This window comes from uncultured Campylobacter sp., assembly GCF_938039245.1.
In the GTDB taxonomy this organism is placed as follows: domain Bacteria; phylum Campylobacterota; class Campylobacteria; order Campylobacterales; family Campylobacteraceae; genus Campylobacter_A.
In genome coordinates, this window is record NZ_CALHVN010000060.1 from 12,999 (window position 1) to 26,934 (window position 13,936).

Consider the following 13,936-nt stretch of genomic DNA (forward strand, 5'->3'; position numbering starts at 1 on the left):
TTACGCCTTTTCTATGCGGCATAGACCGCTTTTGGTTTCAGGAATTTGAGTGACTATATCGTAGCCGTAGTTAGCGACGGTATTTGCGCTCTCGCCTACCGCATAAGGCTTGGTGCCGTCAGGGAAATTACCCGTCATATCGACGCCTTGCATGTATCCAGCCCAGTGAAACGGCAAGAATATAGTATCTGGTTTAACCGATGGTACGACTCTAGCTCGTACTTTGATTTTCGTGCCTTCAGGCGAATGAATCCATACGAAATCCCAGTTTTTAATGCCGTGTTTAGCCGCAAGCTCAGGGTGGATATCCGCAAACATCTCAGGCGTGATACGCGATAGATACATACTAGCGCGCGTCTCCATGCCCGCGCCGCTAAAGTTTACAAGGCGTCCCGTAGTCAAATTTATCGGGAATTCTTTCGAGAAGTCCTTACTTAGCTGCAAGCTCTTGTATTTCGTAAATACGCGGTAGTGATTCGGCTTATCCTCAAAGCTCGGATACTTCTGCGCAAGGTCTTGGCGAGGAGTATGTAGCGGCTCTCTGTGCTGCGGTATCTGATCGACGAAGGTCCAAACTACCGCTCTGGCTCTTGCATTGCCGTACGGTGCAATGCCCTTTTCCATACATTTTTCTGCGATTATACCGCTACCGTCCGTGGCCCAAGTAGCGCCCATTTTTTCGCGCTCTTCATCAGTTAGCGTGATGCCTAGTATCTTTTCGATGTTATCTTTTTTGATCTCCGGATATCCGCCGCTTTGCGCTCCGCCTACAGGCGCGCTACCGTCGGCGGCTAGCTGATTTACGCCGTTATGCTCTAGGCCGAAGCGGTTTCTAAAGCCCATGCCGCCTTGCATTACCGGTCTATTTATATCGTATAAATTTGGACTGCCAGGGTGTTTTTCCGTCCAGCAAGGCCACGGCAAGCCGTAGTATTCGCCCTCTACCTCGGTGCCCTCTTTGCCCATTAGCGTTTTTTCGTCAAATTTACCCCAGTTAGCCTGATGGCGTTTTAGACGCTCCGGCGTCCAGCCGGTTAGACCGATGCTTTTTACGATGCTAGCGATCTCGCGAGTAGCAGCTTCCGGCCATTCGATCTTGCCCTCGGAGTCTCTGATCGTACGCGTTAGCTCGTCGTAGTAGCCTAGTCTTTTGGCAAGCTCAAATAAAATTTCTTGATCGGGCATACTCTCAAACAAAGGCTCTACGACCTGGCTTCTCCACTGACCGCTGCGGTTTGTGGCTACGACCGTACCGCTAGTTTCAAACTGCGTCGCTGCAGGCAGTAGATAGACGCCGTCTTTTTTATTTGTTATAACGCCGGCGTCATTTACGAAAGGATCGAGCAGCACCAAAAGCTCAAGGCCGTCAAGGCCCTCTTGCACTTTTACTTGTTGCGCTGTTGAAGTTATACCGTTACCGATGACGATTAGTGCTTTTAGGCTATCGCCTGCGTTTTCAACCGGGTCATTGCCGTTTTTGCCGTCAAGTACGCCCGCCCACCAGCGAGCTAGGGTAAATCCCGGTTTAAACATCCATTCAGGTTTTATAAAGTTACCTTGCAACCACTCGTAGTCTACTTTCCACATCTTAGCGAAGTATTTCCACGTGGCTTCGTTTTTAGCGTAGTATCCGGGCAAGCTATCTGGCGCGTTTGCCATATCGCTAGCGCCTTGGACGTTGTCGTGACCGCGCAGGATGTTGCAGCCACCACCACTTACGCCCATGTTGCCAAGCACTAGTTGCAAGATCGGAGCGATACGAGTGTTTGAGCTGCCTATGGTGTGCTGAGTTAGACCCATCGCCCAAACAACCGATCCAGGGCGGTTTTTAGCGTAAATTTCGGTTATCTCTTTTAGCGTCGCAGCCGGTACGCCGGTCACGTCCTCGACCACTTCAGGCGTCCATTTTGCGGCCTCTTTGCGGATCTCGTCGATGCCGTACGTGCGATCATCTATAAATTTCTTATCTTCCCAGCCGTTTTCAAAGATGAGATTCATCATGCCATACATGAAAGGTATGTCCGTGCCCGGGCGAATTTGAGCGAAATAATCAGCCTTTGCAGCAGTTCTCGTGTATCTTGGATCGACAACGATCAGCTTTGCGCCGTTATTTTCCTTCGCTTTTAGAAAATGCCTAAATCCTACCGGGTGGTTTACCGCCGGATTTGCGCCGATTATAAAGATAGACTTCGCGTTTTGGATATCTCCAAGGTGATTAGTCATAGCTCCATAACCCCACGTATTCGCCACACCGGCGACTGTTGCGCTATGTCAAATTCTAGCTTGGTGATCTAGGTTGTTCGTCCCAAACATCGCGGAAAATTTGCTGATGTAGTAGCTTTGCTCGTTGCTATCTTTTGCAGAGCCTAGAAACATCACTTGTTCAGGGTTTTTCTCGCGATATGCTTTTAGCTTGGCGCCGATCTCGTCAAGCGCGTCTTTATAGCTGATGCGTTTCCATTTGCCGTCTACTTTTTTCATCGGGTATTTTACGCGGCAGTGAGAGCGCACCATATCGATGACGTCGCTGCCTTTACAGCAGTGACCGCCCGCGCTTACCGGGTGATCTTGGGCTACCTCTTGGCGCACCCATACGCCGTTTTCTACCTCGGCTAGCACTCCGCATCCAACGGAGCAAACCGTGCAAATAGTTTTTACGATTTTAGAGTTTGGAAACGGATTTGCCATCTCTTCTTTTGTGGCGCTTCTAGTTACGCCGCTAGCAGCCAGCCCGCTCATACCGCCCGCTACGCCAGCTAGCGCGGCCATTTTTAAAAACGATCTTCGCCCGACTGCGTTTGAGTGGGGCATAAGACGTAAATTTGCCTCAGACATATTTATCCTTTCTTAAATTTTTATTATTTCGCTTGTTCGTAGTATAGATCCCAGTTTTTGCTTCTTTTGTAAAGCACTTCGGTCTTTTTGCTTTTACCGTATTTTAGGTTTGACGCCGCTGCCGTCGCTACTCCGGCCGTAGCCGCTACTGCGCCGACTAGCCCCACCTTTTTTAAAAATTCTCGCCTATTTTTTTGCATTTTCTTCCTCCATAGCTTTTAGCTTTCTCACTCGGTTTTTTTGTCTTCTTATGGCTTCGGATCTTGAAACTCCGTTCAAAGTCTTTTTGTTTTCGCCTTGATTTATAGGGCGCGGCGCACTTAAAACTACGCGCTCAAACTCTATAAATCCTTGCAAAAGCACTGCGACGTCTTTGTAAATTTCGCTGCTTTCGTGGTTAAAAAGACTCTCTATAAACTCGTCGATGTTTGGATTTATGACCTCTTTAAAAAGCTGCTCCTCAAGCTCGCCGTATAGCTCCTGCTCGCTCTCGCGCGCGATAAATTCGCTCATTAGCGCAAACACGAAGCCCACGTTGTCTTCGCTTTCTTTAAATTTAGCCTCGTCGCGCCTAAGGTCGGTGCAGGCTAAAATTTTACGCACTTTCGCGCAGGCATGCCCGACCTCGTAGCCCTCGTCGTAGTACGATAGCGAGTTTCTAAGCGGACTTGGCGGAGCGTGGAAAATTTCATCGAATTCATCCACTAAATTTTGCGGATTTTTTTCGTCGAATTTTGCCTGAATGCGCATTGTCGCGGCGGCCGATTCTTCGTTTAGAGCGTGCGCCGAGGCAAGGCCTAGCATCGCGTTTGCGCCGCTAAATCTATCATCGCCTTGGCTAAAAACGAAAAAACGCGAAAATAGCGAGTAGTAAAGCCCGCGTCCCGCCGCAAATTCGCCCTTACTAGTCATCGCCTTCCTTTATCATTTTATCTATTTTTTGAGATTTTTTTCGATTGTGAAACTATACTACTTTTTGGCTTATTTCTTATACTTAAAAAAAATTAAATCAAAAAAATTAATATACGCTTAAATATGCCTTAGTTGCATATTGCTTGTAGCGAATTTTAGGGGATAAAAGAAATATGAAATTTGCGCATATATCTTGCATTTACGCTTCATTTTGATATTTACTTTTAACTAGGCTATTTTAACGGGCATTAAATGAGCCTAAATTTAAAACCGGGAGCGAAATTTGCAAAATTTGAGGCTCATTCAAGCCCCAAAAACGCTCCTTCGTCAAATTTAAAATAAATCCTCTCGCCGACGTTAAAATTTTGCGAATTAGGCACCAGAGTTTTTATCAAAAAGTCGCCGATTTTGATTTTTACCAAAAGATCTTTGCCAAGATAGAGCGAAACCGAGTGCAAGATACCATCCAGATAGCCTTCTATCGGCGTTTTGCTTAGCGTTATTTTGCTTGGATTTACGGCGATCTTTACGGCGTTACGTAAATTTTGCGGCAAATTTACGCTCGCGTTTTCGTCAAATTTTAAAACTCCGCCCTGCGCGTCGAAAATATTTTTGTACTCGAATTCGCACACGCGACCCTTGTGCAAAAAGACATTTTCTTCGGCGACCGCGCTTAGCCATTTGTCGTCGTGGCTAGCGATCACAAAGCCGCAGCCGTATCTTTGCCGCATATAAAGCACCGCTTTGCCAAAAAGCTTTGAAGTGCCCACGTCCACGCTATTTGTCGGCTCGTCGAGTAGATAAAGCCGCGATCTAAGCGCCAAATTTAACGCAAAGCTAACGCGCTGCGTCTGCCCCGAGCTAAGCTCAAAGTGGCGCTTGTTTAAAAAGCTCTCGTCAAGCCCGACCAAATTTAACGCCTCGCTCGCCCTTTGCTCAAATTCCGCCAGCACTCCGCGGCTTTTTAAAACGGCTCTAAAATTTTCCCTCACGGAGCGTTTTAAAAGTGCGGGTTCTGGCAACAAAACGCTAACGTCGCGCAGTAAATTTAGACTCGGCGCGCTGCTTCCCCACAGCCGCACTTCGCCGCTAGTGGGCTTTTGTAAAAACGACATCACTCGCATCAGCGTGCTTTTGCCGCTGCCGTTGCTGCCCGTTAGCGCGGTGATTTTACTAACGTCGATATCAAGGTGCGGGATGTTTAAAATCTCGCTCGCGCCGTAGTTTAGGCGTAAATTTCTAACGTTTATCACTTTGCGCCTTTCTCGTTAAATTTACAAAAAAGCTCAAATTTGACGCGCCTATACCGTATTTTGCGAGTGTAAATTTTCCAAATTTATCAAATTTCATTTATCAAGCCTTTTTAGCGCGTGTATCGTCAAATTTACGGCAAACGCGATAAAGATAAGCACCAAAGCCAGCGCTATACCCATCGCAAACTCGCCCTTATTCGTCTCCAGCGACACGGCGGTCGTGATCGTGCGGGTGAAGTATTTGATATTTCCGCCGATCATCATCGCCACGCCGACCTCGGCTACTATGCGCCCGTACGCCGTCGCTACGACCACCATCAAAGCATATCTTAGCTCGTAAAGCACGCAGGCAACGAGCCTTGGCGGGCTTAGGCGTAAATTTAGTATGGTTAGATAATGCTTTTTGTCCATATTTTCCACGACGCTAGCGCTTAGCGAGACGATGATAGGCAGAGCCAGCACGAACTGGCCTAGCATAACGGCCTTTAGCGTAAAAAGCAGTCCAAACTCGCCAAACGGGCCGTTTCGCGTGATAAACGCGTATAAAATAAGCCCGATCGCAACGGTGGGCATCGCAAGCGCCGTATCGCTAAGCAATCGTAATACTCGCCGTCCGCGAAAATCGTAAAATCCCAGCGTAAATCCAAGCGGAAAGCCGACTAAAATCGCAAAAAATATCGAAACGCTCGAAGTGTAAAGCGTCGCCCTGATCGCCGAATACGTCTCCTCGTCGCCGCTAAAGAGCAGCCTAAAGGCCTCCAAAAATCCGTTTAGTAAAAAATCCAAATATTCTTTCTCCGCATATTTCTAAGGTTAATTTAATGTGCTATAATAGCATACTTTTTAAAAAAGGAGAAAAATGAAAAAAGTAATATTAGGCTCGCTAGTTGCGAGCGTTTTGGCGTTCGCGGGCGATAGCGAACTCATCATGGCAACCACAACCAGCACCGATAATACGGGACTACTAGACGCAATCTATCCTGCGTATAAGGCAAAAACCGGTGTCGATATCAAATGGACGGCGGTAGGCACCGGAGCGGCTCTAAAACTAGGCGAAAACTGCGATGCGGACATACTTTTCGTGCATTCGCCAAAAGTTGAGAAAGAATTTGTAGAAAAGGGCTTTGGCGTCGAGAGAAAAGCCGTAATGTACAATGACTTCGTCGTCATCGCGGACAAATCTATCGCCGATAAATTTAAAGGCAAAGACATAAAAGAGAGCTTTGAGCTAATCAAAAAAGAGAATATCAAATTTTTCTCTCGCGGCGATAAATCAGGCACCGATAACAAAGAAAAAGGTATCTGGAAAAAAATCGTCGGCGAAGTGCCTGAAAAAGACGGCTGGTACATGCAAACAGGCCAAGGCATGCTAGCTACTATCAACGCAGCAGCCGAGCAAAAGGGCGTTACTTTCACCGACCGCGGCACCTACATCAAGTACGAGGACACCAAAAAAGGCGCGCCTGAGATGGTTATCATCAACGAGGGCGACAACGACCTAAAGAACTTCTACTCGTTAATCGCGGTAAATCCGAAGCACTGCGCTAAGGCCGACATCGAAAATGCAAATAAATTTATCGAGTGGGCAACCAGCGAAGAGGGTCAGAAATTTATCGGCGACTTCAAGCTGCTAGATAAGCCGCTTTTCACGCCTGATGCGAATACTCGCAAGAACTAACTTTTTTTACGCGCAAATTTGGGTCGAATTTGTGGCTTAAATTTGCGTGATTCGGGCGCGATTTGCGCCCTTTTCCTTTACTTAAATTTACTCTTTTCAGTTTTTAAATTTAATCAAATTTGACCGCCAAAACCCGTATCTTTACGGCGTTAAATTTCAAATTTGACCTTTTCGCGAGCCGAATTTAACCCGCTAAAATTTAAATTTTCCCGCCGAACATCTCATACATCGCCTTTTCCTCGCCCCAAAGCTCGCGGTGCTTTTTGATGCAAGATTTTATCGCGCCAACTAGATATAGCACGTCTTGCTCGGTGTGCGTGTAGTGCAGGCTCACGCGCACGAAGCCTGGTTTGCTCTCAGGCATGCGACCCTCCTTGATACCCAGCAGATCGTGAGCGTACGGCCCCGCGCACATCACGCCCGCGCGCGTCTGGATACCGAAGTCGTTGCTAAGGCTCGCGGCGAAATCGTACGCCGAGACGCCGCGCACGTTAAAGGAAATTATCGGCAGTCGCGGAGCGCCCTTTGGAGCGTAGTTTATGACCTCGTCTATACTATCAAGCTCGCTCTCAAAAAGCCGCGCGAGCTCGTCCTCGGCGCTTTTTATTTGTTCGAAGCCCACCTCGTTTCGCAGCGCGTAGGCTAAATTTGCTCGCATTAGCCCGATGATGGGCGGCGTACCGCCTTCCTCTAGCTGCTCGGGATTTTTCAAAAACACATGCCCTTCGCGGCTGGCGTAGGCGACCGTCCCGCCCGCGGCAAACGTCGGCACGTCGCTGTTAAGCAGCTCCTTTTTGATCGCCAAAAGCCCACAGCTTGCGACTCCGCCGAGTAGCTTATGCGGCGAGAGGAAAATTGCGTCGAAATAATCGCAGTCTAAATTTGCGTGCGAGCTCAGCGCCGCGCAGTCAAAGGCGATGATGCCGCCCGCGGCTCTGATTAGCTCGCTGATCTTTTTATAGTCGCTAACGACGCCCGTGACGTTTGAGGCGGCGCTAAACGAGCCGATGATGCGGCGTGCTGCGTTAAGCTCTAGGATGCGCTCAAGCGCAATCAGATCGATCTCGCCGCCCTCGCTAAGCGGCACGCGCAGGTAGTCGCAAAGCCCCTCGCGGAAGCTAAGCTCGTTTGAATGGTGCTCGTATGGTGAAACGAGCACGAGCGGAAGCTGCGCAGCGCGTAAATTCGCCTCGCCGATCGCGCCTCTGGTCGCAGGCGGCAGGTAGATGCCTAGCAGCTCCTGAAATTTCTTGATCGCGGCCGTCGCGCCCTGTCCGCAGGCGAAGAGACAAAACTGCTCATCAAGCCCCAGCAGCTTTTTTAGGCTATCTCTCGCGCCCTCGTAGCGCCGCTGCGTGATGATGGCGCTGGAGCTACTGTCGGAGTGGGTGTTGGCGTAGGTTTTGAGAGTCTCCGCTATCTCGCGTTCTACGGGCTCGTAGGCAAGCCCCGAAGCCGCGAAATCAAAATAATGCACGCCTTGTTTTAGGATGATATTTTTTCGAATTTCATCTAAATTTGCCATTTTTTACTCTTTAAATTTGATGCAGTAATTATATTAAATTTTCGCAAATTTAGGGCTTTTGCGATGGAAATGATTAGAAAATTTGGAGATTAAATTTAGCTGTTCGTTGCTAGTTTTTAAGGCAAAGAGACGCTAGCCGCAGAGGCTCGCGACCCTTTGCGAGAGGTAGAAACTTTTATTTATTTATAAAATTTTTCTCTAGCCACTCGATAGCTTTTGCTTCGCTCTCGAAGCGTCCGCTTTTAGCGACCTGATTTTGCCCCTCGTAGAAGCGAATCCTGATACCGTCTTGGACGCTATCTACCTTTATCCTAGTGATCTTGTCTTTGTTTAGATAGACTCTATCGTTTAGTTTTACGTACATTTTTTCTCCCTTAAATTTGATGTGGTTTTATTTCTTTTTATCGTTTGCGTCGTCTTTGGTCGAGTCCTTTTTCTCGCCGTCTTTTTTCAAAAACAGCTCCTTAAAGCGCTTGTCCGCAAAGTCCTCGATGTCGTTTTGTAGCTGCCTATAGGCGTTTATGAGCTCGTGCGCGCGCTCGTTTAGCGTCGTACCGGCGTTTTCGCCGCCGCCTTGTTTGGTGGTAAAGAGCTCTTCTTTTAGATTTTTTTGCAAAATTTGCAGATGATTCCAGCATTTTTTATAGTTCATGCCTAGGATTTCGGCGGCCTTTGAGATCGAGCCGACCTCGGCAATGACGTCTAGGACTTCAGTTTTGCCCTTACCGAAGATCAGCTCGCCCTCGTCGTTTTCTATCCAAGTTTTGGTTTTTACTCTCATCTTTTTTCCTTTCTTCTCCTTAAAACACCCCAGCTGGCAGTATTTTACGTCGATTTTATAGTCTTTTAGCGTCGAGCGGATCGTCTTTAGCCCCACGCCCGCAGCCGCGTCTCTAGCGTCTTTGCACAGTATCCTGCCCTTTTCGTCGGTCATCTGTTTTAGCTGCGTCATCACGGTGTATTTGCCGCGCCCGTTTTCCAGTCCGCCAAACTGCCCTAGCTCGCAGTTATCTATCTTTACGCCCATTTTTTCGGCCTCGTCGCTAACCTCGCCGACCGGAACGCCTAGCTTTGAGGCGATCTTAAACGCCGCGCCGCAGTCTAGCCTACCCTTTGGATTTAGCAGTTTTGTTATCAGTTCTCGGATTTGCTCACTCATAGATTCTCTCCGCGCCGCTATATACGTTTATGTTTTCGCCGCGCGCAAAGCCGCACAGCGTGAGGTTAAATTTACGCGCTATCACGACGCCAAGGCTAGTCGGAGCCGTGCGCGAGACGAGTACGGGGATGCCGTGCATGACGGCTTTTGCGACCATTTCGGAGCTGAGCCTGCCGCTCACCATCAAAAACGAATTTTGTAGCTGCGCGCCGGCTAGTATAGCTTTGCCGACGGCTTTGTCTATGGTGTTGTGCTGAGCGATATCCTCGCCGATGTAAAACTGCTCGCCGCTCACGAAAAGCTTGGCCGTATGCACGCAGCCCGTCATCTCGTAAAGCTCGCACTGCGTGTAAAACTGCCCCATCTGGCGTAAAATTTCGTCTTTATTAAATTTAACGTCGGCCTTTATAGAGCGCGCCGCCATAGCCTCAGGGTCGATGTTTGCCGTCGAGCTGCGCCCGCAGCCGCTGATTATCACCTTTTCCTCATCAAACTGCTCGAGGCGTTTTTCGTTTATTTTAGCCTTTACCCGCACGCTTAAAGCGTCGCTTGAGAGCTCTATACTCTCGATATCCTCAGGACTTGCGATCAAATTTTCGCTGATGAGATAGCCCGCAGCTAGCGCCTCTTGATCGGTCGGAGTCGCCATGAGCGCGCCGAAACGCTTGCCGTTTATGTAGATCTCAAGCTTGATCTCGCGCACCAAAATATCGTCCACGACGCTTTTTTGCGCGCCTTTAAATTTGGTGATTTGGGTCGTAAAAATAGGTTGCATGATTTTCCTTAATTTTTGCGAAATGATAGCTTGAAAATCTAAATTTATGATTTGATTGTAGTGAAATCTTGCTTAAATCAAGCAAAAACTTAAACGCTTTTTAGCGCGTTTTTATCGGTATCAGATGATGATTTATATATGCGAATTTAGCATATATCTTAAGATGTTTTTTAGGCTAAGATTTTATCATTATTCATCATTCGTATAAGAAATAAAAAATAGTATAAGGCTAGAATTAGATCACGCATAACTTGCCACATATGTAGGTTAAGTGTTGAAAAATTATAAATATAATTTGCAGTCTGATGTAGGGCCTAGAAGGAAATTTATATTATAGAGTTAAGTTAAAAAACTAATTTTTGTCAAGCTGTATTTTACTGTTACATAGCCCGTGCATAACTCAAACGTACCGACAGTATATAAAAAGCCCTTAAATATATTTATTAAGGGCTTTTTATATGAAAACTTAGACATTTTATCGGAGAGAAATCATTTACGAGCGATAAAGTTTCGTCTAAGTTTTCATATTTTTCTTTTGCTCGGCCAAAGAAAAATATATGCCGCCAGATAAGACCTTACGGCAAACTCATTTGAATTTGCTAAGTAAGTATTAATATATTGTCCTATGTGGGGGTTGTTTATTCTTGATGTTTTGATAGATGGTACCATAGTCCTAGGGCAGTATGATGGAACTAAAAATGAACCATCTTTTATTTGATTAAACTAAATTTAAGTTTATGGGGAAATTTACTTTTACTTTTTTATTTGACATTTTAGTATAAATTTAAAAAATAAGATATTCATTGTTTTCTGTTTGGCTTAAAGAATATCAAGTTTCTATGATTTTGCTAGGTAAAACGGTTTTTGAGAGCTATTGTAGAGAGAAATATTTAACTTTGGAAATGTTGATTTGTCGTTCGTATAGATTCTTTCACACCCATTTTCTAGGGCACAAAAATATTGTAACATATCCTCAAAATCAGACTTTTTAGAAAAATTGTTACTTTCTAGGTATTTTTTGCAGGCCGAATCTATCATATCGGAGCTAAAAGAGACGATTTTAAAATGACTATCGGCATTAATGGTTTGAAAGAACTCAACAGCTTGTTTTTTGTTTGTGCAATTATATATGACATTTGTCATAATATCTTGACTAAGGATCATTAAAATGTCCATTTTATAAAAATCCGCAATAAGCTTGACGGCATCTTCATGATCTGCTCTTTGGGAGTCCAAATACGATATAACGATATTTGTATCTAAAAATACTTTCACGATCTAAGAGCCTTGTTTTTTCTCATATCTTCTACACTCATATCCTTAAAAGCTCCGCTTTGAGAACCGGCAAAGCTCATGATTGTTTCCAATCCTTTATCCGCTTCGTTGGTTTTTTTTACGGAATTTACTTGGGAAAGCGATGCTATTTTTTGGGAGATAAATTTCGCCATATCTATAAGATCAGCTCTGTCGCCCGGGATCTCTAGATGAAAAACTTGCGTAGCCATTTTTATCCTTTTTGCTTTTTATCATTATAGCATAATATGTACAAAAGCCTACTCATACAACCTCTCCACCATCTCTCTTCCGCTGTCAGGCATTAGCTTAGCGTATCTTAGGGTATAGTTGATATCCGAGTGATTCATCAGCTTTTTTATCGTTAGTATCGGAGTACCCTTTATAGCAAGATGCGAAGCGAATCATGTCTAAGCGTATGGATAACTACTCTATTATAGTAGCATCGCTTATATCCAAATTTTGATTAAAAAGCTTATTAAGTAGCGGCTACAAGACGTTTTGAATAGTGGCTTTTGGTTTATTTACCAAAAAGCCGTTCGGGGGCAGGGCAGTATAAATTTGATTTATCATTCTTAAAGCCCTTTTACTTAAAAATCCCGTATACGTACTCTTTGTCTTAAAGTCGCTTATAGTAGCAGACTTAGTAGATAGTGACAAATCTTTTTTCTTGATGTTTAAAATCCCCTCCAGCCTAGCTCCCATGCATAAAGCTAACTCCACGAATAGCTCTATAACGCAAAGTCTTCTTTGTCGGCTACTTCATTTCGCAAAAGCTCTATCTCTATAAGCTCTAAAAATCTTTCTCGCTTGTTGTTCGGCTTTTTTAGTTCTATCTTATATGGGCTAATATGATTAATAAGATCATTTTTATAGCGTGATTAAAAATCGTCCTAACTATACCCATGGTGGCGTTGATCCTGGGTTGCGACATCTTTCGTTTGGTTTTAGGCGAGATTATTTGAGAAATATCTTATGATGCTCATTTATCATCTCGGGCGTTATCTGCGTCGTAGTTAGACCCCCTAACTTATCCTTATGGTAAATTTCATAATTTCGCCTTTGCTATTTTATATTGACGGCATTGTCCGGTCCTTTTTCTAGTTTATAGCTGAAAAAGGCGTCTGCGATCTCGTCAAATTTAATCGAGCTTTTGTTATTCTTGGCGGCTATTTTCTTGGTTATGCTATCTGGCAATTCGCCGTTTCTTTGTTTGGCGTCGAATTCTTTCTTTTTATTATATGCGTAGGTTATATTTACGCCTTCGGATTTTGATCCGATTTTTACGTTGGCCTTTTGCCTTCAAGCGTAACTCTCATATAAAAAACCACGTCGCCGTTGGTTAGATTATTAAAGAAAATTCCCGAATATTTATTGACTCCAAAAGCAGAGTTGTAATTTTTAAGTTTTCCTGCCATAATACCCCCTAAATTTATTCCCAAAATTTGTAAAAATGCATAACATTCTAGTGCAACTTAGAATATGCTTAAACTATTAAATAGCGTATTATAGGGCTTTATAGGGTATTTTAGAGCGTTTAAGAATTATATATTTTTGAATTCAGCATCCGGAGCCATATATACTAAAAAATTCCTTTCAAACTACGATTTCATCAATGTTTCAAGAGCTTTAAGCTTTCTTAGTTTTTGTATTTTTCCCCTTTATTTCCCCTCAGTTTATTTTTGTATTATATATTTTTCTGGATCGCTTTAAGGTGTTTTAATATGTATTGTTCTAGAAATTTAAAATGGCTAAATTAAACTTAAGCGGATTTTCTCTTATCAATTTCAATAGTTTCTGATATAGGTTTTCCTATGTAGTTTTAATATTATATCTAAACTCTACTTCACTACATTCGTAGCTGCGTCTTGAAAAGCTATAAGCGTAGCGAAGTAGAGCAGAGCACACTCTTTAAGATGAAGCAAAAATTCTCTTTCCTAATGCCTTTAAATTTAGCCAATCTATGTTTAGCATATTCCCTTCTGCTCCACTTCGCTACACTCGTGGCCTTTCAGGAAGCAGTAGCAAGACAAAGTCGTAGCTAAAAGTTTTCTATACCGTTTATATGATTTTTACCATTTGCCTCTTGTAAAGTAGCAAGCGCAGCGTAGCTAAAATTCATTCTTTGAATGCTTTACCCTGTAGTGTGCTTTGGCTCCGTAATCAACCAATCCGTCATAAGCTTTCCAGCAATCAGAATAAATAGTAGAGCTATCAAGCTCACTAAATTTGGGTAATATCGGTATCAGTTCATTAGCAGAGCAGTTTTTAACCATTTGAGTATAGACCTTACCGTCACGCTTTAGCATTCCGTCTGTTTACAGCTATAAGCGTAGCGAAATAGAAATACCGGTGTTTTATTGCTACGCCTCTACCTCTCTTGCCTCTTACTCTTTTAGACCCGAAGTAGCTTTTGTCTATCTCAAAATAAATCTTCTGGGTAAACCTGGAAATCTCACCGATAAACTTGCTTATTTTTTCACACTCTTTAGACATAGCGAACCAT

14 protein-coding genes and 1 pseudogene are annotated in these 13,936 nt (G+C 44.5%); 1 reads left to right on the forward strand and 14 read right to left on the reverse strand.

The annotated features are described in order from the left end of the window. The 5 genes from Q0218_RS10600 to tupB all read right to left on the reverse strand — a co-directional run bounded on the left by Q0218_RS10600 (nt 1) and on the right by tupB (nt 5,786). Nucleotides 1–2,811, reverse strand: coding sequence for a molybdopterin-dependent oxidoreductase (locus tag Q0218_RS10600; protein ID WP_297969457.1), 2,811 nt, complete (start codon nt 2,809–2,811; stop codon nt 1–3). A gap of 47 nt (nt 2,812–2,858) precedes the next feature. Further along, complete coding sequence (locus tag Q0218_RS10605; RefSeq protein ID WP_297969413.1) at nt 2,859–3,035, reverse strand: twin-arginine translocation signal domain-containing protein; 177 nt, start codon at nt 3,033–3,035, stop codon at nt 2,859–2,861. Beyond that, the gene (locus tag Q0218_RS10610; RefSeq protein WP_297969415.1) at nt 3,022–3,747 is read right to left on the reverse strand and encodes a molecular chaperone TorD family protein; all 726 of its coding nucleotides are present in this window, start codon (nt 3,745–3,747) and stop codon (nt 3,022–3,024) included. The genes Q0218_RS10605 and Q0218_RS10610 overlap by 14 nt, the downstream gene beginning before the upstream one ends. A gap of 299 nt (nt 3,748–4,046) precedes the next feature. Then, nucleotides 4,047–5,000: a tungstate ABC transporter ATP-binding protein TupC gene (tupC, locus tag Q0218_RS10615; RefSeq protein WP_297969417.1), complete on the reverse strand. Its 954-nt coding sequence runs from the start codon at nt 4,998–5,000 to the stop codon at nt 4,047–4,049. Between the two features lie 93 nt (nt 5,001–5,093). After that, nucleotides 5,094–5,786 carry a tungstate ABC transporter permease TupB gene (gene tupB, locus Q0218_RS10620; protein WP_297969419.1) on the reverse strand — a complete coding sequence of 231 codons (693 nt, stop codon included), beginning with the start codon at nt 5,784–5,786 and terminating at the stop codon, nt 5,094–5,096. Between the two features lie 73 nt (nt 5,787–5,859). Here tupB and tupA point away from each other — a divergent pair, with 73 nt between their 5' ends. Continuing rightward, nucleotides 5,860–6,678, forward strand: a complete 819-nt coding sequence (gene tupA / locus Q0218_RS10625; protein WP_185897887.1) for a tungstate ABC transporter substrate-binding protein TupA — start codon at nt 5,860–5,862, stop codon at nt 6,676–6,678. 199 nt (nt 6,679–6,877) lie between these two features. Here the strand turns inward: tupA and Q0218_RS10630 are convergent, their stop codons facing one another. The 9 genes and pseudogenes from Q0218_RS10630 to Q0218_RS10670 form a co-directional block, all read right to left on the reverse strand. Beyond that, on the reverse strand, nt 6,878–8,203 hold the full coding sequence (locus Q0218_RS10630; RefSeq protein WP_297969422.1) for an aminotransferase class V-fold PLP-dependent enzyme: 1,326 nt from the start codon (nt 8,201–8,203) through the stop codon (nt 6,878–6,880). Between the two features lie 175 nt (nt 8,204–8,378). Next, nucleotides 8,379–8,567 (reverse strand): hypothetical protein, encoded by a 189-nt coding sequence (locus Q0218_RS10635; protein WP_004320751.1) that lies wholly within the window; start codon nt 8,565–8,567, stop codon nt 8,379–8,381. 27 nt (nt 8,568–8,594) lie between these two features. Further along, on the reverse strand, nt 8,595–9,362 hold the full coding sequence (locus Q0218_RS10640) for a LysR family transcriptional regulator (protein WP_297969426.1): 768 nt from the start codon (nt 9,360–9,362) through the stop codon (nt 8,595–8,597). Next, on the reverse strand, nt 9,355–10,137 hold the full coding sequence (gene fdhD, locus Q0218_RS10645; RefSeq protein WP_297969428.1) for a formate dehydrogenase accessory sulfurtransferase FdhD: 783 nt from the start codon (nt 10,135–10,137) through the stop codon (nt 9,355–9,357). The genes Q0218_RS10640 and fdhD overlap by 8 nt, the downstream gene beginning before the upstream one ends. Nucleotides 10,138–10,974: 837 nt before the next feature. Beyond that, nucleotides 10,975–11,412: a PIN domain-containing protein gene (locus Q0218_RS10650; RefSeq protein ID WP_297969431.1), complete on the reverse strand. Its 438-nt coding sequence runs from the start codon at nt 11,410–11,412 to the stop codon at nt 10,975–10,977. Continuing rightward, entirely contained in the window at nt 11,409–11,642 is a 234-nt protein-coding gene (locus Q0218_RS10655; protein ID WP_297969433.1) for a hypothetical protein, read from the reverse strand. The genes Q0218_RS10650 and Q0218_RS10655 overlap by 4 nt, the downstream gene beginning before the upstream one ends. 277 nt (nt 11,643–11,919) lie before the next feature. Continuing rightward, nucleotides 11,920–12,153, reverse strand: a complete 234-nt coding sequence (locus tag Q0218_RS10660; RefSeq protein WP_297969435.1) for a hypothetical protein — start codon at nt 12,151–12,153, stop codon at nt 11,920–11,922. A 342-nt stretch (nt 12,154–12,495) separates the two neighbouring features. After that, nucleotides 12,496–12,627: a hypothetical protein gene (locus Q0218_RS10665; protein WP_297969436.1), complete on the reverse strand. Its 132-nt coding sequence runs from the start codon at nt 12,625–12,627 to the stop codon at nt 12,496–12,498. Between the two features lie 644 nt (nt 12,628–13,271). Continuing rightward, nucleotides 13,272–13,854 (reverse strand): annotated as a pseudogene (locus Q0218_RS10670) (transposase); the annotation flags it as partial. Between the last annotated feature and the right edge of the window lie 82 nt (nt 13,855–13,936).

Excerpts from the sequence above, each read along its gene's own strand:
- Q0218_RS10605 (WP_297969413.1), bottom strand. The coding sequence starts at position 3,035 with ATGCAAAAAAATAGGCGAGAATTTTTAAAAAAGGTGGGGCTAGTCGGC.
- Q0218_RS10635 (WP_004320751.1), bottom strand. The coding sequence starts at position 8,567 with ATGTACGTAAAACTAAACGATAGAGTCTATCTAAACAAAGACAAGATC.
- tupA (WP_185897887.1), top strand. The coding sequence starts at position 5,860 with ATGAAAAAAGTAATATTAGGCTCGCTAGTTGCGAGCGTTTTGGCGTTC.
- Q0218_RS10640 (WP_297969426.1), bottom strand. The coding sequence starts at position 9,362 with ATGAGTGAGCAAATCCGAGAACTGATAACAAAACTGCTAAATCCAAAG.
- Q0218_RS10630 (WP_297969422.1), bottom strand. The coding sequence starts at position 8,203 with ATGGCAAATTTAGATGAAATTCGAAAAAATATCATCCTAAAACAAGGC.
- Q0218_RS10610 (WP_297969415.1), bottom strand. The coding sequence starts at position 3,747 with ATGACTAGTAAGGGCGAATTTGCGGCGGGACGCGGGCTTTACTACTCG.
- Q0218_RS10655 (WP_297969433.1), bottom strand. The coding sequence starts at position 11,642 with ATGGCTACGCAAGTTTTTCATCTAGAGATCCCGGGCGACAGAGCTGAT.
- fdhD (WP_297969428.1), bottom strand. The coding sequence starts at position 10,137 with ATGCAACCTATTTTTACGACCCAAATCACCAAATTTAAAGGCGCGCAA.